This window comes from Enterobacter sp. 118C5 (genome assembly GCF_034107645.1).
GTDB lineage: Bacteria > Pseudomonadota > Gammaproteobacteria > Enterobacterales > Enterobacteriaceae > Enterobacter > Enterobacter nematophilus.
The window spans coordinates 12,168-32,422 of record NZ_JAWNEU010000014.1 but is presented as its reverse complement, the minus strand read 5'-3'; the positions used below and the strand labels follow the sequence as shown (position 1 = coordinate 32,422).

Annotated in this window: 17 protein-coding genes; 7 read left to right on the top strand and 10 right to left on the bottom strand. The window is 57.3% G+C overall.

The window, feature by feature from the left end; all coding sequences use genetic code 11:
- Window positions 1–207 precede the first annotated feature (207 nt).
- Entirely contained in the window at window positions 208–465 is a 258-nt protein-coding gene (gene bhsA, locus UTO39_RS18695) for a multiple stress resistance protein BhsA (RefSeq protein ID WP_045630104.1), read from the top strand.
- 72 nt (window positions 466–537) lie between these two features.
- Here bhsA and UTO39_RS18690 read toward each other — a convergent pair whose 3' ends face one another.
- The 3 genes from UTO39_RS18690 to UTO39_RS18680 form a co-directional block, all read right to left on the bottom strand.
- Window positions 538–1,503 (bottom strand): L,D-transpeptidase family protein, encoded by a 966-nt coding sequence (locus UTO39_RS18690; protein ID WP_266178296.1) that lies wholly within the window; start codon window positions 1,501–1,503, stop codon window positions 538–540.
- 155 nt (window positions 1,504–1,658) lie between these two features.
- Entirely contained in the window at window positions 1,659–5,105 is a 3,447-nt protein-coding gene (mfd, locus tag UTO39_RS18685; RefSeq protein ID WP_320727792.1) for a transcription-repair coupling factor, read from the bottom strand.
- Between the two features lie 149 nt (window positions 5,106–5,254).
- Complete coding sequence (locus UTO39_RS18680; RefSeq protein ID WP_320727791.1) at window positions 5,255–6,328, bottom strand: acyltransferase family protein; 1,074 nt, start codon at window positions 6,326–6,328, stop codon at window positions 5,255–5,257.
- A gap of 256 nt (window positions 6,329–6,584) precedes the next feature.
- Here UTO39_RS18680 and lolC point away from each other — a divergent pair, with 256 nt between their 5' ends.
- From lolC to cobB, 5 genes are read left to right on the top strand one after another with little or no spacing between them, the layout of a single operon-like run.
- A complete protein-coding gene (gene lolC, locus UTO39_RS18675) occupies window positions 6,585–7,784 on the top strand; it encodes a lipoprotein-releasing ABC transporter permease subunit LolC (protein WP_320727790.1) in 1,200 nt (399 codons plus the stop codon).
- Window positions 7,777–8,478, top strand: a complete 702-nt coding sequence (lolD, locus tag UTO39_RS18670) for a lipoprotein-releasing ABC transporter ATP-binding protein LolD (RefSeq protein WP_008500772.1) — start codon at window positions 7,777–7,779, stop codon at window positions 8,476–8,478. Before lolC ends, lolD begins: the two co-directional genes overlap by 8 nt.
- Entirely contained in the window at window positions 8,478–9,722 is a 1,245-nt protein-coding gene (gene lolE, locus UTO39_RS18665) for a lipoprotein-releasing ABC transporter permease subunit LolE (RefSeq protein ID WP_320727789.1), read from the top strand. Before lolD ends, lolE begins: the two co-directional genes overlap by 1 nt.
- Window positions 9,723–9,776: 54 nt before the next feature.
- Window positions 9,777–10,688 (top strand): N-acetylglucosamine kinase, encoded by a 912-nt coding sequence (gene nagK, locus UTO39_RS18660; RefSeq protein WP_061098555.1) that lies wholly within the window; start codon window positions 9,777–9,779, stop codon window positions 10,686–10,688.
- Between the two features lie 14 nt (window positions 10,689–10,702).
- Window positions 10,703–11,524, top strand: a complete 822-nt coding sequence (gene cobB / locus UTO39_RS18655) for a Sir2 family NAD+-dependent deacetylase (RefSeq protein ID WP_320727788.1) — start codon at window positions 10,703–10,705, stop codon at window positions 11,522–11,524.
- A 39-nt stretch (window positions 11,525–11,563) separates the two neighbouring features.
- Here the strand turns inward: cobB and potD are convergent, their stop codons facing one another.
- The 4 genes from potD to potA are packed head-to-tail and all read right to left on the bottom strand — an operon-like array spanning window position 11,564 to window position 15,372.
- On the bottom strand, window positions 11,564–12,598 hold the full coding sequence (gene potD, locus UTO39_RS18650; RefSeq protein WP_266178291.1) for a spermidine/putrescine ABC transporter substrate-binding protein PotD: 1,035 nt from the start codon (window positions 12,596–12,598) through the stop codon (window positions 11,564–11,566).
- A complete protein-coding gene (gene potC / locus UTO39_RS18645; protein WP_061098552.1) occupies window positions 12,595–13,386 on the bottom strand; it encodes a spermidine/putrescine ABC transporter permease PotC in 792 nt (263 codons plus the stop codon). Before potC ends, potD begins: the two co-directional genes overlap by 4 nt.
- Complete coding sequence (gene potB, locus UTO39_RS18640; RefSeq protein WP_266178290.1) at window positions 13,383–14,240, bottom strand: spermidine/putrescine ABC transporter permease PotB; 858 nt, start codon at window positions 14,238–14,240, stop codon at window positions 13,383–13,385. The genes potC and potB overlap by 4 nt, the downstream gene beginning before the upstream one ends.
- Window positions 14,224–15,372 carry a spermidine/putrescine ABC transporter ATP-binding protein PotA gene (gene potA, locus UTO39_RS18635; RefSeq protein ID WP_320727811.1) on the bottom strand — a complete coding sequence of 383 codons (1,149 nt, stop codon included), beginning with the start codon at window positions 15,370–15,372 and terminating at the stop codon, window positions 14,224–14,226. Before potA ends, potB begins: the two co-directional genes overlap by 17 nt.
- Before the next feature lie 237 nt (window positions 15,373–15,609).
- On the opposite strand from potA, the gene pepT reads away from it, so the two are divergent.
- Entirely contained in the window at window positions 15,610–16,833 is a 1,224-nt protein-coding gene (gene pepT, locus UTO39_RS18630; protein ID WP_061098549.1) for a peptidase T, read from the top strand.
- A 42-nt stretch (window positions 16,834–16,875) separates the two neighbouring features.
- Here the strand turns inward: pepT and UTO39_RS18625 are convergent, their stop codons facing one another.
- From UTO39_RS18625 to phoP, 3 genes are all read right to left on the bottom strand, one after another.
- Complete coding sequence (locus tag UTO39_RS18625) at window positions 16,876–17,997, bottom strand: cupin domain-containing protein (RefSeq protein WP_320727787.1); 1,122 nt, start codon at window positions 17,995–17,997, stop codon at window positions 16,876–16,878.
- Window positions 17,998–18,088: 91 nt separating this feature from the next.
- Window positions 18,089–19,552, bottom strand: coding sequence for a two-component system sensor histidine kinase PhoQ (phoQ, locus tag UTO39_RS18620; RefSeq protein WP_320727786.1), 1,464 nt, complete (start codon window positions 19,550–19,552; stop codon window positions 18,089–18,091).
- Window positions 19,553–20,224 (bottom strand): two-component system response regulator PhoP, encoded by a 672-nt coding sequence (gene phoP / locus UTO39_RS18615; protein WP_025911763.1) that lies wholly within the window; start codon window positions 20,222–20,224, stop codon window positions 19,553–19,555.
- Between the last annotated feature and the right edge of the window lie 31 nt (window positions 20,225–20,255).

Below are 20,255 nucleotides of genomic sequence, written 5' to 3'. Positions count from 1 at the left end.
TATAAAAATAAACGCAACCCACCACCAGTGCAGAATGCTTAAAAATAAATTAATCATATATGTATGAAAAATAACGACTTTAAAATTTAATTAATGCTCGTTATAAAAATGTGTTGACGCGTGAGCTGGATCACACTTATGATTTACCTATCGATCGTTAACTAAATAGCTAACGACCTAAAAATTCATCTGCCAAAGGTAAATATTATGAAAAACGTAAAAACCCTCATCGCTGCTGCTGTTCTGAGTTCACTCTCTTTCGCAAGCTTCGCTGCTGTACAGGTACAATCCACTCCAGCCGATCAGCATAAAGTCGGGACGATCTCTGCGTCTGCCGGGACTAACCTGAGCTCACTGGAAGATCAGCTGGCACAAAAAGCGGAAGCAATGGGTGCAAAATCTTACCGCATCACCTCCGTGACCGGTCCTAACACCCTGCACGGCACCGCTGTTATCTACAAATAAGCCGGGCATAAACCCTCATTTATGCCACTGCAAAAAAAACGCCCTGCTAAGCAGGGCGTTTTACTTTCCGTCTTACATGGACTGCTGGACGACATCGTGATGCCGGGTGACATCGGTCGGCATGCCTGATCGCGCTTCCATCGCGCGCTCCATCACCAGGCTATCGGTGTTCGCATTCGTTTTGAAGCTCACCATCGCGGCATTCAGGTTAATGGGTAACGTCTGCGGATCGTCGCCGATATTTTTCGATAGCGGCTGGTGAATCTCAACCAGCCGCACGCCGCCTGGCTCTTCAGAGACTTTAATCGGCGTGTTGATAATATTCACCTTCGTTCCCGGCGTAACCACGTTAAACAGCGTTTTGATATCGTCATCGCGCAGACGAATACAGCCGGAGCTGACGCGCATGCCGATGCCAAAATCCGCGTTTGTGCCGTGCAGCAGGTAAACGCCGCCGTATGCGGCAAGGCGGATCGCGTGATGACCCATCGGGTTATCCGGGCCTGCCGGAACCACGGCAGGAAGTTCGATGCCCTGGGCCTTATAGCGGGCGCGAATGTTGGCCGTCGGCGTCCAGGTTGGGTTGGCGCGTTTATCCGAGACGGTGGTGACCATCGTTGGCGTCAGCGTATCGCCGCCCAGCTGACCAATACCGATAGGATAGACGGTGACCTCATTTTTACCCGGCGGGTAATAGTACAGACGCAGCTCCGCCAGGTTAATCACGATCCCCTCGCGCGGAGCGTCCGGCAGGATGGTCTGTAACGGGATGGTCAGTACGCTGCCCGCGCGCGGGACGTACGGGTCGACGCCGGGGTTCGCCTGCAGCAGGGCCAGAAAACCGACGTTATATTTTTTGGCTATCGCTTCCAGTGAGCCACCATTGTTTTCAACCACATGAAAGCGGTTTTCGCCCACCACCTTGCTGCCGGGCGGGGGAAGGGGCCAGGTGTTTGCCCGCGCAGGAAGCGCAACCGCGACGGTGGCTGCCAGCGCAAACAGGGTTATCCAGCGGGTAAAACGCGAAGAGGTCATCATCACCATAATCCATGCAAATGATAAGGTTATTGTTTTATAAAGAGTTAATGATAATTATGGCGAATGGGTGTGTCGGGAAGATCGGGTGAAGTGCAAAGAGTTTGTAAATTGTCCCCCCCGGCAGCAATGCGCTAACGGGGGGGGGGAAGGGCGAGTTACGCGACGGCGTTCTCTTCCAGCTGACGCATAAAGTTACGCACCCAGTCCATGCGGGTTTTACGCTCCGTCAGCTCCTGGGTAAATTTCAGACGCGTCGGGCCATCAAGACGGAAATGCTGCGGCTGTTTTTGCAGCAGGCCGATCAGCCACATCGGGTTGACGTGGTTCTTCTCGGCAAATTCAATCATGCCGCCTTTTTCGTTGCCTTCAAGCTTGCGAATGCCCAGCTTCTGCGCCTGCTGGCGCAGGCGCGCGATATCCAGCAGGTTACGCGCCGCATCTGGCAACAGGCCGAAGCGGTCGATCAGCTCCACTTTGATCTCTTCCAGCTCGTTCTCATTCTTCGCGCTGGCGATGCGCTTGTAGAACGACAGGCGGGTATTCACATCCGGAATGAAATCGTCCGGCAGCAGGGAAGGCATACGGAGTTCAACCTCGGTCTGCTGGCTGGTCAAATCTTCCAGAGACGGCTCGCGTCCGGCCTTCAGGGCGTCAACCGCGTTTTCCAGCAGCTCCATATAGAGCGAGAAGCCGATGGTCTCCATGGAGCCGCTCTGGTCCTCACCCAGCAGCTCACCCGCACCGCGGATCTCCAGATCGTGCGTGGCCAGCGCGAAGCCTGCGCCAAGGTCTTCCAGCGAGGCGATGGCTTCCAGGCGCTTTTGCGCGTCGGTGGTCATCGCTTTCGGATGCGGCGTCAGCAGCCAGGCGTAGGCCTGATGGTGCGAACGCCCGACGCGGCCGCGCAGCTGGTGAAGCTGGGCCAGGCCAAAGTGATCCGCACGTTCGATGATAATCGTGTTCGCGGTCGGAATGTCGATCCCGGTTTCGATGATGGTGGTACACACCAGCACGTTAAAGCGCTGGTGGTGGAAGTCGTTCATCACCCGCTCCAGCTCGCGCTCGCGCATCTGTCCGTGGCCGATGGCAACACGCGCTTCCGGTACCAGTTCCGCCAGCCTGTCGGCGGCTTTCTGGATATTTTCAACGTCGTTATACAGATAATACACCTGGCCGCCGCGCAGCACCTCACGCAGGATCGCCTCGCGCACCACCAGATTGTCGTACTCGCGGACGAAGGTTTTTACCGCCAGACGGCGCGCCGGCGGCGTGGCGATAATCGACAGATCGCGCATGCCGCTCATCGCCATGTTCAGCGTGCGCGGGATAGGCGTGGCGGTCAGGGTCAGAATGTCGACGTCCGCGCGCATCGCCTTGATGCGCTCTTTATGACGCACCCCGAAGCGGTGCTCTTCGTCGACGATCAGCAGCCCCAGATCTTTCCACTTCACGTCGTTTTGCAGCAGCTTGTGGGTACCGATCAGAATGTCAATTTTGCCTTCGCTTGCCTGCTCCAGGATCTGCGTCTGCTCTTTGGTGCTGCGAAAACGCGACAGCATCTCGATGCGCACCGGCCAGTTGGCGAAGCGGTCGCGGAAGTTGTCGAAGTGCTGCTGGGCGAGCAGGGTGGTCGGCACCAGCACCGCCACCTGCTTGTTGTTTTCCACCGCCAGGAAGGCGGCTCGCATCGCCACTTCGGTTTTGCCGAAGCCGACGTCGCCGCAGACTAAGCGGTCCATCGCCAGCGGCTGGCACATGTCGCTCAGCACGGCGTTAATGGCCTGGGCCTGATCCGGCGTGGTTTCAAACGGGAAGCTGTCGCAGAACAGCTGGTACTGTTCTTTGTCGTGCTTAAAGGCGAAGCCCTCTTTGGCCGCGCGCTGGGCGTAGATGTCCAGCAGCTCGGCCGCCACGTCGCGCACTTTTTCCGCGGCCTTCTGGCGCGCGCGCGCCCAGGCGTCGCCGCCCAGCTTGTGCAGCGGCGCGTTCTCCTCCGCGCCGCCCGCATAGCGGCTAATCAGGTGCAGCGACGAGACCGGTACATAGAGTTTGGCGTCATTGGCGTAGGTCAGCATCAGGTACTCACCTTTAATGCCGCCCGCTTCCAGCGTGGTCATCCCCTGATAGCGGCCAACGCCGTGCTCCAGGTGAACAATCGGCTGGCCCGGGTGCAGCTCGGCCAGGTTGCGGATCAGCGTGTCCGGGTTGATGGTCCGACGGCTGTCCTGACGGCGGCGCGCGACGCGCTCGCCCAGCAGGTCGCTTTCGCAAATCAGCGCCAGGTTGTTGAGCGTGTCAATGAACCCGTGCTCGGCGGCGCCAATCATCAGGTAACGACCGTTTCCGGTCGCTTCGCTCAGGCGCAGGATGCGCTTCGGCGCCACCTTAATGCGTCCCAGCAGCTCACCGAGCGCCTCGCGGCGGCCTTCACTCTCAACGGAGAAGACCACCGGGCCGGTAAAGGACTCCAGAAACTTGCGCAGATTGTCCAGCGGCGATTTCTGCTGCGCCTGAACGGCCAGGTCCGGCAGCGTGCGGAAGGCGAGGTTGGTGTTGGCGGCCTTATCGGCAAGCGAATCGGTTTTCAGCTGCATGCGCGGCCAGCGCTTCAGCTCGGCGTTGAGCTCGTCGGTGCGCAGCCACAGCGATTCCGGCGGCAGGAGCGGACGCATCGGGTCAACGCCCCGGTTTTCGAAGCGCGCGCGGGTTTCGCTTTCAAAGCGGCTGGCGCTGGCGTCGATATCGCCGGTGTTCACAATCAGGGTATTCGCCGGGAAGTAGCTGAACAGGGGAGGCAGCGGCTCGCTGAAGAACAGCGGCTGCCAGTATTCGATCCCGGCCGGGAGCGTACCCTTGCTGACCTGCTGATAGATATGTTCTGCATCACGCTTCACGTCGAACCTGTCGCGCCACTGGCTGCGGAACAGCTCGATGGCGGTTTTGTCCGTCGGGAACTCGTGGGCAGGCAGTAAATTGATGGATTCCACCTCTTCCAGCGTGCGCTGGGTGTCGGCATCGAACACGCGCAGGCTGTCGATTTCATCATCAAAGAAATCCAGACGATACGGCTGGTCGCTGCCCATCGGGTAAAGGTCGAGCAGCGCACCGCGGGTCGCATATTCCCCGTGTTCCATAACCTGATCGACATGGCGATATCCGGCACCGTCAAGCTGGTCGCGCAGGGTGTCGCGAGACAGGCGCTGGCCTTTTTTCATCACCAGCGCGTGACCGTGCAGATAGCTGTGCGGGCAGACGCGCTGCATCAGGGTATTCACCGGCACAATCAGCACGCCGCGCTGCATGGTCGGGAGTTGATACAGGGTCGACAGGCGCGAGGAGATGATCTCCTGATGCGGAGAGAAGCTGTCATACGGCAGCGTTTCCCAGTCGGCCAGGCTGAACACCAGGCTATCGGTGAACTGGCGGATTTCGTCGTGCAGGCGCAGGGCGTTTTGCATATCCGGGGCAACCAGCACCACCGGGCCAGGGTGCCGCTCAGCGATTTCTGCCACCAGCGTGGCGCACGCCGCGCCCGTGAGTTCACCCAGCTGGCGCTGGTCGCCCGCTTTGACGGGCAAGGAATAACGATAGTGTTCAGGCATGGCTATGTCAGAGTCTCTTATGGATATACCAACAGTATTGGGGCATATCACTGATACGCAATGTCTTTATTATCCTCGATCGTTTTACATAAGCAAATCGTAACCGCACGGCAGGGCTAAACGCCCCCAAAACGGGGGCGGAGAGGGCATTAACGCGTGGAAGGTGACAGGGTCCGCGTAGACGGAGGAGAGAAGAAAACGTCCCCGAACAGGGCGGTGGAGATTTTACGCATCCCGAGCCCGGCAAGGGTACAGATAAGCAGGCTGGCAAACGGGTAGACCAGAATTAAGGACAGCTCGGCCCAGACCGGCCAGTATGCTGCATTCATCTCGCCAATCAGGATCAGGCTGAAGGCCTCAATTAAGATGCGGTGGGTGGTATAGATCGCAATGGTGTTTGAGCCAATCACGTTCAGCAGGTTGTTGGGATGCACGGCATAGCGCTGCTCAAGGCTGTAGAACAGCTTCATGATCAACACAATCGACAGCAGAGAAAGCAGGAGAGGAACGTTAGCAAACCACAGCACGACGGAGACGGCCGCGAAAGCGCCAGTAGCTAGCCAGGTGCGGCGCAGGTTGAAGCTTTTCATCCACGCCATCAGCTCTACGCCATACCACGCCCCCAGGCTGTAGTAGATCATGTTGCGTACCACGCTGTTCATTCCCCACCACGGCAGCGGCAGGAAGTTGATCGCGATGCTCGCCAGCGCAAGCAGTCCGAGTACCGGCAGCTTCCAGCGGCTCAGCAGTTTACACAGCGTGAAGTAGACCACCAGGGCATACAGATACCACAGGCTGGTGCTGGCGGTGAGCATGCCCCGCACAAATCCTGCCAGGGACTCGGCGTAGGCCGCGTTCGACGAGGTGGCAAGCTCGCGATCGGGCGCCAGCCAGGCGTTCAGGTGGGTCAGCGCCTGCCATTGCAGGATCCCCCACAGCGCCAGAACCCAGACAATGCTCCAGATCCGCTTGTCGAGGCTGGTGCGCCAGTCTACCTCATCAATATAACGACGGATCAGATAGCCGGAGATAAAGAAGAAGACCGGCATCCGGAACGGGGCGAGATAGAGGTTAAAATAGACCCAGCATTTGGCGAGGAGCCCGGAGAGCGGGTGTTGCAGCCCGCTCAGATGCGGGTAAAAGGTGATGACCGAATGGTAGATAACCACAAGGCAAATACACAGCCCTTTTATCTGGTTAATCCATAATGCTTTTTGCTTCATTGTTCGCGACTACCTTATTGCCATAAACGAACGAGCAATTGTTGTTAAACGAAGCCGGGATGTAACGGGTAACAGTCTGTATCAGGAGGTTTTTCGGAAAAGGTGGAGGCTGCGAGGTGAGGATTCAGTCAATAGCACGCTGATTTATCTGAATTTATCGGAAAAATGATTACCAAAGCTTACGGTTTCAGTCATTTACCCTTAACGGATTCGCTTATATACTCGTGGGTCTGCTATCAGCAAACAGACGGACTTCATGTATCAACCTGTCGCACTCTTCATAGGCTTACGTTACATGCGTGGGCGCGCCGCGGACCGCTTCGGTCGCTTTGTCTCCTGGCTTTCGACTATTGGCATTACGCTCGGCGTGATGGCTCTGGTGACGGTACTTTCCGTTATGAACGGCTTCGAGCGCGAGCTGCAAAACAATATCCTGGGGCTGATGCCGCAGGCCATTCTCTCCTCAACCAACGGTTCCGTTAACCCGCAACAGCTGCCGGAAAGCGCGGCGAAGCTACAGGGCGTCACGCGCGTTGCGCCGCTCACGACGGGCGACGTGGTGCTGCAAAGTGCCCGCAGCGTGGCGGTCGGCGTGATGCTGGGAATTGACCCGGCGCAAAAAGACCCGCTGACGCCGTTCCTGGTTAACGTGAAGCAAACCGATCTGGAAGCCGGAAAATACAACGTGATCCTCGGTGAACAGCTTGCCGGGCAGCTTGGCGTCAACCGTGGCGACCAGCTGCGCGTGATGGTGCCGTCGGCCAGCCAGTTTACGCCGATGGGGCGCCTGCCGAGCCAGCGCCTGTTTAACGTAATTGGTACCTTTGCCGCCAACAGCGAAGTTGACGGCTATCAGATGCTGGTGAACATTCAGGATGCTTCACGCCTGATGCGTTACCCGGCGGGGAATATCACCGGCTGGCGCCTGTGGCTCGATCAGCCGCTGAAGGTCGATACCCTCAGCCAGCAAAAACTGCCGGACGGCACCAAATGGCAGGACTGGCGCGAGCGTAAAGGCGAGCTGTTCCAGGCCGTGCGCATGGAAAAAAACATGATGGGGCTGCTGCTGAGCCTGATCGTTGCCGTGGCTGCGTTTAACATTATCACCTCGCTGGGCCTGATGGTGATGGAGAAGCAGGGCGAGGTTGCCATCCTGCAAACCCAGGGGCTGACGCCGCGCCAGATCATGGCGGTCTTTATGGTGCAGGGGGCCAGTGCCGGCATTATCGGCGCGCTGCTGGGCGCCGTGCTCGGGGCACTGCTTGCCAGCCAGCTTAACAACTTGATGCCGATCATCGGCGCGCTGCTTGACGGCGCGGCGCTGCCGGTGGCTATTGAGCCGCTGCAGGTGGTCGGTATTGCGCTGGCCGCGATGGCCATTGCGCTGCTTTCTACGCTTTATCCTTCCTGGCGCGCTGCCGCCACTCAACCCGCTGAGGCTTTACGTTATGAATAAGATCCTGTTGCAATGCGACAACCTGTCCAAACGCTATCAGGAAGGCACTGTGCAGACCGACGTGCTGCACAATGTGAGCTTTAGCGTGGGCGAGGGCGAGATGATGGCGATTGTCGGCAGCTCCGGCTCCGGCAAAAGTACGCTGCTGCACCTGCTGGGCGGGCTGGACACGCCAACCAACGGCGACGTGATCTTCTCCGGCCAGCCGATGAGCAAAATGTCCTCTGCGGCGAAGGCCGAGTTGCGTAACCGCGAGCTGGGCTTTATCTACCAGTTCCACCACCTGCTGCCGGACTTCACGGCGCTGGAAAACGTGGCGATGCCGCTGCTGATTGGCAAAAAGAAACCGGCAGAAATTAACGCCCGCGCCAGCGATATGCTGAAAGCGGTAGGGCTGGGCCACCGTGGCAATCACCGCCCGTCGGAGCTGTCCGGCGGCGAGCGCCAGCGCGTGGCGATTGCCCGCGCGCTGGTCAATAATCCGCGCCTGGTGCTGGCGGATGAACCGACCGGTAACCTGGACGCGCGCAATGCGGACAGTATCTTCCAGCTTCTCGGCGAGCTGAACGCTTCTCAGGGTACCGCGTTTCTGGTGGTGACCCACGACCTGCAGCTGGCAAAACGCATGGGTCGCCAGCTTGAGATGCGCGACGGCCATCTGAATGCGGAACTGACCCTGATGGGGGCAGAGTAATGGCGTCACCGTTATCGTTACTCATCGGGTTACGCTTTAGCCGCGGCCGCCGTCGCGGCGGCATGGTGTCGCTGATCTCCGTGATCTCCACCATCGGTATTGCGCTGGGCGTGGCTGTCCTGATTGTCGGCTTAAGCGCCATGAACGGCTTTGAGCGCGAGCTCAATAACCGCATTCTGGCGGTGGTGCCGCACGGGGAGATCGAGCCGGTTAACCAGCCGTGGACCAACTGGAGCGATGCGCTCGCCAAAGTTGAAAAAGTGCCCGGCATTGCGGCGGCTGCACCTTACATTAGCTTTACCGGGCTGGTGGAGAGCGGGGTAAACCTGCGCGCCATTCAGGTAAAAGGGGTCAACCCGGCGCAGGAAGAGCGGCTCAGCGCGCTGCCGAAATATGTCCAGAACGGCGCGTGGGCTAACTTTAAGGCCGGCGAGCAGCAGATCATCATGGGTAAAGGCGTTGCCGATGCCCTGAAGGTGAAGCAGGGCGACTGGGTGTCAATCATGATCCCGAACGCCAGCGCCGACCACAAATTACAGCAGCCCAAGCGCGTGCGCCTGCACGTCACCGGTATTCTCCAGCTGAGCGGCCAGCTTGACCATAGCTTTGCGATGGTGCCGCTGGAAGATGCGCGCCAGTATCTCGACATGGGCGACAGCGTGAAGGGCATTGCCATTAAGGTGAACGACGTCTTTAACGCCAACAAGCTGGTGCGTGATGCCGGCAGCGTCACCAATAACTACGTCTATATCAAAAGCTGGATCGGCACTTACGGGTATATGTACCGTGATATCCAGATGATCCGTGCGATCATGTATCTGGCGATGGTGCTGGTGATTGGCGTAGCGTGCTTTAATATCGTCTCGACGCTGGTAATGGCGGTTAAGGACAAGAGCGGCGACATCGCCGTGCTGCGTACCCTCGGGGCAAAAGACGGTCTTATTCGCGCCATCTTCGTCTGGTACGGTTTGCTGGCAGGGCTGTTCGGCAGCCTGTGCGGCGTGGTGATTGGCGTGGTGGTTTCCCTGCAGCTGACGCCGATCATCAACGGGATTGAAAAGCTTATCGGCCATCAGTTCCTGTCCGGTGACATCTATTTTATTGACTTCCTGCCGTCTGAACTGCACTGGCTGGACGTTTTTTACGTGCTGGTTACAGCACTTTTACTGAGTCTGCTGGCAAGCTGGTATCCGGCGCGTCGCGCAAGCCGAATTGATCCGGCGAGGGTATTAAGTGGCCAGTAATTACGTCATGGTGTAGCGGTCCTGAGGCCGCTATGTCAGAAAGAGGAATGCACTATGTATTATGGATTTGATATTGGCGGCACCAAGATTGCTCTCGGCGTGTTTGATAAAGATCTCAAACTGCAGTGGGAAACCCGCGTTCCCACGCCGCGCGAAAGCTACGATGAATTTTTAACCGCCATTGCCGCGCTGGTGGCGCAGGCGGATGAACGCTTCGGCGTAAAGGGCAGCGTCGGCATCGGCATTCCTGGGATGCCGGAAACCGATGACGGCACGCTGTACGCCGCCAACGTGCCGGCCGCCAGCGGTAAACCGCTCCGCGCCGACCTCTCGGCCCTCCTTGAACGCGACGTGCGTTTAGATAACGATGCCAACTGCTTTGCCCTCTCTGAAGCCTGGGATGATGAATTCCGACAATATCCGCTGGTGATGGGGCTGATCCTCGGTACCGGCGTCGGCGGGGGGCTAGTGATCAACGGCAAGCCGATTACCGGGCGCAGCTACATCACCGGGGAGTTTGGCCATATCCGCCTTCCAGTGGATGCGCTGGATGTGGTGGGGCGTGATTTCCCGCTCACCCGCTGCGGCTGTGGTCAGCACGGCTGTATCGAGAACTATCTCTCAGGACGCGGGTTTGCATGGCTTTACGAACACTTCTATCATCAGAAACTTGAGGCCCCTCAAATCATTACCCTGTGGGAGCAGGGGGATGCGCAGGCGCGTGAGCACGTCGAGCGCTATCTGGATCTGCTGGCGGTGTGTCTGGGAAATATTCTCACCATCGTCGACCCGGATCTGCTGGTGATCGGGGGAGGGCTGTCAAACTTTACTGCGATTACGGAACGGTTGTCCGGGCGTCTGCCCCGACATTTATTGCCGGTCGCCCGCGTGCCGCGTATTGAACGCGCGCGACACGGGGACGCAGGAGGCATGCGCGGAGCCGCATTCCTTCATCTTACCGATTAGTTTACGAGGTCTTTATGCTGTCGCGTCGCCAGGGTCGACTCAGCCGTTTTCGCAAAAACAAACGCCGCTTACGAGAGCGCTTGCGCCAGCGGATCTTTTTCAGAGACAGAATCATGCCAGAAGCGATGGATAAACCCAGAGTGGTGGTGCTGACCGGCGCGGGGATCTCCGCCGAGTCAGGAATTCAAACCTTCCGTGCAGCGGACGGGCTGTGGGAAGAGCACCGCGTCGAGGACGTGGCGACGCCGGAAGGCTTTGCCCGCGATCCGGATCTCGTGCAGGCGTTTTACAACGCTCGCCGTCGGCAGCTTCAGCAGCCTGAGATTGCGCCGAACGCGGCGCATATGGCGCTGGCGAAGCTGGAAGAGGCGCTCGGGGATCGTTTTCTGCTGGTGACGCAGAATATCGATAACCTGCACGAGCGGGCCGGTAACAAGAACATCATCCACATGCACGGTGAGCTGCTCAAGGTTCGCTGCGCCTGGAGCGGCCAGGTGCTGGACTGGAAAGAGGACGTGCTGCCAGAGGATAAGTGCCACTGCTGCCAGTTCCCGTCGCGCCTGCGTCCGCACGTGGTCTGGTTTGGCGAAATGCCGCTGGGGATGGATGAGATCTACAGCGCGCTGTCAATGGCGGACGTGTTTATCGCTATTGGCACATCAGGACACGTTTACCCGGCGGCGGGGTTTGTTCACGAAGCGCGACTGCACGGGGCGCATACGGTAGAGCTCAATCTGGAGCCGAGCCAGGTGGGCAGCGAGTTTGAAGAGAAGCAATACGGCCTGGCGAGCGAGGTGGTGCCAGCGTTTGTGGATAAGCTTCTGAAGGGGCTGTAAGCGTAACGGGCGACGTTGCGTCGCCCGTTACGCATTGCATTAACGACCTGCTTTTAACTTCTGATAATACTCTTCGTAAAGGCGGCTCGCGTCGCCTACATCGTTCTGCCATTCACCTTTGCTGATGGTTTCGGCATCCGGATAGAGTGACTTATCGTTAGCCACGTCAGGCTTCAGCAGCTTGCGGGCGGCCAGGTTTGGCGTCGGGTAGCCAATCGTCTCGGCAACCTGTTTCGCCACGTCCGGACGCAGCAGGAAATTAATCAGCTTCAGCGCGCCGTCCACGTTCTTCGCGTTGGCCGGGATCGCGAGGCTGTCCATCCAGAAGATGCCGCCTTCCTTCGGCCAGACCACTTCCAGCGGCGTCCCGGCCTGGCGGGCAACATACGCAGAGCCGTTCCATACCATTCCCAGGTTCACTTCGCCTTCCATATACGGGTTTGCCGGATTATCAGAGTTGAATGCCGCCACGTTAGGCATCAGCTTTTTCAGCTCGTTGTAGGCCGCTTCGATCTCTTTCGGATCGGTGGTGTTACCGGAATAGCCAAGTTTACGCAGCGCGATCTGGAACACTTCGCGCGCATCGTCGGTTAACAGCAGGCTGCCTTTGTATTCCGGTTTCCACAGATCGGCCCAGCCGGTGACCGTTTTCGGATCGATGGCCTCGCTGTTCACGCCAATTGCCGTTGCGCCCCAGATGTACGGAATGGAGTAGTCGTTATTCGGGTCGAACGGCTTGTTGAGCATCTCCGGATCGAGGTTTGAAAAATGGGTTAGCTTCGTTTTGTCGATCTTCTGGATCATCCCCTCTTTGCGCATTTTGTCGACAAAGTAGGTGGAGGGAACGACCAGATCGTACGCGCCGTCTTTATAGGTTTTCAGCTTGGCGTACATAGTTTCATTCGACTCGTAGGTCGAGTAGATAACCTTGATGCCCGTCTCTTTGGTGAACTGCTCCAGCAGGCCCGGCGGCACGTATTCGGTCCAGTTGTAGAAGTAGAGCGTTTTGCTGTCATCAGCGTGTGCGGCACCCATGCCAAGCACCAGCGCCGCAGCGGCGAGCATTTTTTTCATTTCATTGTCCCCTGAGGTTTTGTTTTATCACGAGCAATAACCTGGCTGGCGATCACCAGAACCAGCGAAAACACCAGCAGAATGGTCGCCAGCGCGTTCACCTCCGGTGAGACGCCGACTTTCACCATCGAATAGATCTTCAACGGCAGAATTTCGTAGCTCGGCCCGGTCACGAATGAGGAGACCACGACGTCATCCATCGACAGGGTAAAGCTGAGCAGCCACCCGGCCGCCACGGCAGGCATCGCCAGCGGCAGGATGATTTTGCGCAGGATGGTCATCTCGCTGGCACCCAGATCTTTCGCTGCCTCCAGCATGCGCACGTCGAACCCTTTCAGGCGGGCATAGACGGTCACCACCACAAACGGCAGGCAGAAGGTGATATGGGAAAACAGCAGCGACCAGAAGCCAAGCTGTACGCCCAGCAGCATAAACAGCACCAGCAGCGAAATCGCCATCACGATGTCCGGCGACATCATCACCACAAACAGCATGCCGCTGACGAACGGCTTGCCGCGAAAGCGGTAGCGGTACAGCGCCACGGCGGTGAGGGAGCCAATCAGCGTGGCGAAGGTGGCGGAGACGATCGCCATCGTCAACGAGTGCTGGGCTGCCTGCAGCAGGCTGTCGTTGTTCATCAGCAGGCTGTACCAGCTGGTGGTAAAGCCCTGCCAGTTAATCCCGAAGCGCGAGCTGTTAAACGAGTTCACGATCAAAATGATAATCGGGATATAAAGGTAAGCGTAAATGGCGGTCATAAAACCGCCGCGAAGCAGTCGACCGATCATTCGAGCTCCACCTTTTTATTCAGCAGACGCGAAGCGCGCCAGTAGACCAGCAGCATCAGGCCCATCACCACCGTGAGCGTAATGCTGGTCGCGGAGCCGAACGGCCAGTCGCGGATGTTGAGGAACTGGCTCTTGATCACGTTACCGATCAGCAGGTTTTTCGCCCCGCCCATCAGGTCCGACACGTAGAACAGGCCCATCGCAGGCAGCATCACCAGCAGACAGCCCGCGATAATGCCGGGCATGGTCAGCGGAATGATAATCCGGATAAAGGTCTGCAGCTTGCTAGCTCCCAGGTCTTTTGCCGCTTCCAGCAGCGGTTTATCCAGCTTCTCAATGCTGGAGTAGAGCGGCATCACCATAAACGGCAGCAGGATATAGACCAGGCCAACGATCACCGCGCTCGGGGTGAACATAATGCGGATCGGCGTATCAATCACCCCCAGCCACAGCAGAAATTCATTGAGGTAGCCTTTGGTGCTGAGGAAGATTTTCAGCCCGTAGATGCGAATCAGCGAGTTGGTCCAGAACGGCACAATCAGCAGAAACAGCAGCAGCGGGCGCACCTTTTGCGGCAGTCCCGCCAGGAACCATGCGAAAGGGTACCCCAGCAGCAGGCAGGCCACGGTGGCAATCAGCGCCATATTGAGCGAGTGCAGCAGCACGTCAAAATAGAGCGGATCGAGCAGGCGCGCGTAATTATCCAGCGTAAAGACCAGCGAAACGAAGTTTGCATCGTCGCGGGTCAGGAAGCTGGTGGCAACGATCATCAGGTTGGGTAAAAAGACAAATAGCACAAGCCAACCGACGATTGTGGCAATCACCACCTTCTGGAACTTACTTGTGTTCTTCATCAGCCAGCACAACCTCCCAGCTTTCTACCCAGTTGATAACCATTTTCTGGTCAAGAGAGTGGTCAAAGTCAGGGTCGTCCTCGTTAAAGAATTCGCTGACCATCACCATTTTGCCGTTCTCCAGTTCAACCACGGACTCGAGGGTCATCCCTTTATAGTTACGTTCGCGAACGTAACCGATCAGACCTTCGACGTCGGCCGCGTCGTGGATCTCATCAACGCGGAGATCTTCCGGGCGCAGCAGGACGTTGAGTTTTTGGTCTTTCTCGACGGCAAAGTTCACGGTGATAATGCAGTCGCGTCCCTCGACGTTCGCGCGAACGCGCTGCGCATCCAGACGCTCAAGAACCGTGGCGTTGAAGATATTGATCTCGCCAATAAAGCTGGCGACAAACAGGTTTTTCGGCTCTTCGTAAATTTCACGCGGCGTACCGTCCTGCTCGATTTTGCCGTCGCGCATCACCACGATGCGGTCAGACATGGTCAGCGCCTCTTCCTGATCGTGGGTGACAAACACGAACGTGATACCGAGCTTGCGCTGTAGCGCCTTCAGCTCGTTCTGCATCTGCTTGCGCAGCTTGTAGTCCAGCGCGGAGAGGGATTCATCCAGCAGAAGCAGGCGTGGTTTATTGACGACCGCGCGGGCAATGGCCACACGCTGCTGCTGACCGCCGGAGAGCTGGTGGGGCTTTCGCTGGGCAAACGCTTCCAGCTGTACCATGCGCAGAGCTTCGGTGACGCGCGGTTCGATCTCATTAGCCGGGGTTTTTTGCATCCGCAGGCCAAACGCCACGTTCTCAAACACGGTCATGTGCGGGAACAGAGCGTAGCTCTGAAAAACGGTATTGACGTGGCGATCTTCGGCAGGAACTTGGGTGATGTCCTGGTTCTCAAGATGGATGCGGCCATTATCAACGCTTTCCAGCCCGGCGATAAGGCGCAGTACGGTGGTTTTGCCGCAGCCGGAGGGGCCAAGCAGCGTAAGAAACTCACCATCATTGATGGTCAGGTTGAGGTCTGAAATGACGTCTTTGCCATCAAAGCTTTTACGAATTCGTTCCAGTTGCACCAGCGGTGAACGAGAACGGGATTGTGTATTCAATTTTTGCGCTGTCCCATATAGACGCCTCAGGCAGCAGACTGAAGCGGGGTTTGTGTGTAACCACCTTGGTGACTCGTAATGAGGGCGGACATTCTACGGCAATCCCCCGTAATCGCCAATCCTTGTCACTGATTCATAAGCTACATTTATTAACGCATAAAGATATAAACGTAAAAAGTTCTCGTTTGCGGGATAAAAGTGACCTGACGCAATATTTGCGTTTTGATGCTTACTGATAATGTTGTCACAAAAAGTGAGGGTGACTGCATGGATAAATTACTTGAGCGTTTTTTACAGTATGTTTCGCTGGATACCCAATCTAAGCCGGGTGTCCGCCAGGTGCCAAGCACCGAAGGCCAGTGGAAGTTGTTAAACCTGCTTAAAGAGCAGCTTGAGGCCATGGGGCTGGTCAACGTTACGTTAAGCGAAAAAGGCACTGTGATGGGAACGCTGCCGGCGAATGTGCCGGGTGATATTCCGGCGATTGGCTTTATCTCCCATGTCGACACCTCTCCGGATTTTAGCGGCAAACACGTGAACCCGCAGATCGTGGAAAACTACCGCGGCGGCGATATTGCGCTGGGTATTGGTGACGAAGTGCTCTCTCCGGTGATGTTCCCGGTGCTGCACCAGCTGCTCGGCCAGACGCTGATCACCACCGACGGCAAAACGCTGCTGGGGGCGGATGACAAGGCGGGCATCGCGGAAATCATGACGGCGCTGGCGGTCCTGAAAGGTAAAAACATCCCGCACGGGGACATCCGCGTGGCCTTTACCCCGGACGAAGAGGTGGGTAAGGGCGCGAAGCACTTCGACGTGGAAGCTTTTAACGCGCAGTGGGCGTACACCGTCGACGGCGGCGGCGTGGGCGAGCTGGAGTATGAAAACTTCAACGCCGCCTCGGTGACCATAAAAATTGTCGGAAACAACGTTCACCCAGGCTCTGCCAAAGGGGTGATGGTGAACGCGCTGTCGCTGGCGTCGCGTATTCATGCGGAAGTCCCGGCGGAAGAGAGCCCTGAACAGACCGAGGGGTATGAGGGCTTTTATCACCTCACCAGCATCAAAGGCACCGTGGACAGCGCGCAGATGCACTACATCATCCGCGATTTTGACCGTAAAGCCTTTGAGGCGCGCAAGCGCAAAATGATGGAGATCGCCAAGAAGGTTGGGAAGGGATTGCATCCTGACTGCTATATTGAGCTGATCATTGAAGACAGCTATTACAATATGCGCGACAAGGTGATGGCCCATCCGCACATTCTGGATATCGCCCAGCAGGCGATGCGCGACTGCGATATTGAACCGGTCTTAAAACCGATTCGCGGCGGCACTGACGGCTCGCAGCTGTCGTTTATGGGGCTGCCGTGCCCGAACCTGTTTACCGGTGGCTACAACTACCACGGCAAGCATGAGTTCGTGACGCTGGAAGGAATGGAAAAAGCGGTGAAGGTGATTGTGCGGATAGCGGAGTTAACCGCGAAGCGGTAAGCAAAAGCCCGGTGGCGAAGCGCCACCGGGCATTAAAGCAACTCAGTCCTCAAAGAACCAGTACCCGCTGTTGACCAGCGCGGCCAGCATCGCGAGGAAGGACGGATCTTCCAGCGCATCGCCAAAGGTGTCGGCAGTCAACACCAGATGGCTTGCAATGGCTTCCAGCGCCGGGCGATGCGGGGAGTCGAGCTTCTCACCGTTGACGAAGACCTCTTCACCAATGCGCAGCACGCGCAATCCGCCCAGACGAACCAGCTTGTCACCCTGCTGCAGCGCATCATAAATCTCGTCTGCCTGATACGGCGGCTCCGGCGGTGCAACGTCCAGCTCGTGGCGGGACTGGCTGATAAACTCGCCAAACCATTGTTTAAAGTGCTCCGGCTCGTTGATCAGATCCAGCATCATGCCGCGCAGCTTATCCAGCTCTACCGGCATGATGTCTGCCGGATGCTCGCGCGCGGGCACGTCCGGATCGCTGTAGCGATAGCTGCCCAGCTCGCGCTGCAGGACGTAGTCGGCAAAGCCGCTGATCATCTCGCGGCCGCTCGGCGCGCGGAATCCAACGGAGTAGTTCAGCGAGTTCTCGAGGGAGTAACCTTCGTGAGGGAAGCCTGGCGGAATGTAGAGGATATCGCCCGGCTCCAGCTCTTCGTCGATAATGCCTTCGAACGGATCAACCTGAAGCAGATCCGGGTGCGGGCAGTGCTGTTTCATCGGCACTTTTTCGCCCACGCGCCAGCGGCGGCGTCCCGTACCCTGAATGATAAACACGTCGTACTGGTCCAGATGCGGACCCACGCCGCCGCCAGGTACGGAGAAGGAGATCATCAGATCGTCCATGCGCCAGTCCGGCAGGGCGCGGAACGGGCGCATTAGCGCGGCAGTCGGCTCGTGCCAGTGGTTGACCGCCTGCACCAGCAGTGACCAGTTGCTTTCGCCGAGATGATCGTAACTTTCGAAAGGACCGTGGCTGACCTGCCATTTCCCGTCCTGGTGGCTGACCAGGCGGCTGTCGACTTCGTTTTCCATGGCCAGACCGGCCAGCTCGTCAGGTGAGATAGGGTCGACAAAGTTGCTGAACCCGCGTTTCAGAACCACCGGGCGCTTTTGCCAGTAACGTTCAATAAATTCGGGCCAGTTAAGTGTTAAGTGATAATCCATATTTTTTTATTCCGCAGGCTCTTACTGACTCGGATTATAACGGAAGCTCAGCCCCCCGGCTGCGAGATCCTCGCATTTTTCACATAACGGGTTAACTATCGTCCGATGTGGGCTGCTGACGACCAAAAATCACTTCCATTCTGGCCCCGCCGAGCAAGCTTTCGCTGGTTTCGATTTTTCCGTCGTACTGGTCGACAATCTCGCGGGCGACGGCTAGACCCACGCCCTGACCGGGGCGCAGCGTATCCGCTCGCTGACCGCGATCGAACACCACATCACGTTTATTGAGCGGGATCCCCGGGCCATCATCCTCAACGATAACGTGTAACTCGTTATCCGTCTGGCGCGCCGACACTTCCACAAACTCCAGGCAGTATTTGCAGGCGTTATCCAGCAGGTTGCCCATCACTTCCATAAAGTCATTTTTTTCACCGACAAAGCTAATCTCAGGCGAAATATCGAGGCTAATGTTCACCCCTTTACGCTGATAAACCTTGTTGAGGGCGGACGTGAGATTGTCCAGCAGCGGAGCCACCGGGTGCAGCTCGCGGCTCAGGAGCGCGCTGCCGGAACGCATGCTGGCGCGATGCAGATAGTAGCCAATTTGCTGCGAGATTCGGCTGATCTGCTCCAGCATCACCGGCTCGGCATCGTCGACGCTCAGCCTTGAGCTGCGCATGGAACGCAGGGTGCTTTGCATCACGGCCAGCGGCGTTTTCAGGCTGTGGGTGAGGTCGGTCAGGGTCGTACGGTACTTATCATAGCGTTCACGCTCGCTTTTCAGCAGGCGATTGAGGTTACGCACCAGGCTGGTCAGCTCACGGGTGGTTTCCGGATTGAGCTTTTCACGATGGTGTTCCTCCAGCTCGCGCACCTCTCGCGCCAGGGACTCAATAGGGCGCAAGCTCCACCAGGCTGCCAACCAAAGCAGCGGGATCACCAGCAGCAGGTTTGCGGCCAGAACATAAACGAACCAGCCCCAGACCTTATAGGAACGTTTTAGCTCAACCGGAATGGTGTCGATCACCACAATGGTCAACTGCGGCATGTTCATGGTCGCCGGGTAGATATTGATCGCCACCGAGTGCGTCATTTCCGTCTCGGCATCGTCAGCACGGATTTCATTGAGCTTTTGCTGCATCGAGCGATCTTCGCGGATCAGCGTGCTGGTGGTGTTGAGATCGGCTTCTATCTCATGAAACCCGTTGGTTTTAAGCCACTCCGGACGAATGCTTTTCGCCAGCCACGGGATATCGCGCTGTGACCAAAGCAACTTTCCCTTTTCGTTGTAAATCAGGGCTAAAGTGGGGCTCTGTTGATCCAGATTCTCCGGCATATCAACGGTGATGTGGTTGTCTTCCCATTTGGCCAGGGTATAAAACAGGTTACTTTCGCCGCGTAATAGTCGAAAGGTCGTTTTATCAAAGCTGACGCTGTAGCCCACCAGGGCGACCAGACCGTAGGAGAGCGACAGCACCAGCACCACCGCGGCCGTTGCCAGTAAAAAACGAACCCGCAGCGAGAGGGGCAGAATGTGGCGCAAAATCCGTCTCATTTAGCGTAATTCGAACAGGTAGCCCTGGCCGCGGACGGTCGTAATCACGTCCTGCGGATACTGCGCCTGGATTTTCTTACGCAAACGGCCCATCAGCACGTCAATGGTGTGACTCTCGCGCAGCTCAGCGTCAGGGTAGAGCTGGAGCATTAAGGAGTCTTTGCTCACTACCTTGCCGCTGTTACGGATCAGCGTTTCCATAATGGTGTATTCGAACGCGGTGAGCTTGATCACTTCATCGTTAATTGAGAGCTCGCGCCGGGAGAGATCCACCTGGAAAGGTGGAATGGAGATAACCTGTGAAGCCAGCCCGCTGTTGCGGCGTAACAGCGCCTGCATGCGCGCCGCCACTTCTTCAATATGGAACGGTTTGGTGACGTAATCATCGGCACCGGCGCTGAGCACTTCAACTTTGTCCTGCCAGCCTTCGCGGGCGGTGAGAACCAGAACCGGCAGGGAAACGTCATGGCTGCGCCAGCGACGAATTAACGACAGGCCGTCTTCATCAGGCAGGCCTAAATCGACAATGGCGATGTCCGGCAGGTGTTCATTGAGATAATAATCGGCTTCTTTTGCATCTTCAGCATCGTCCACCTGATGTCCCATCTCCTGAAGCTGAACCTTCAGGTGGTGGCGTAGCAATGCGTTATCCTCAACAACCAGTACGCGCATCATCTTTTCTCCCGGAATAAATAGTATGAAT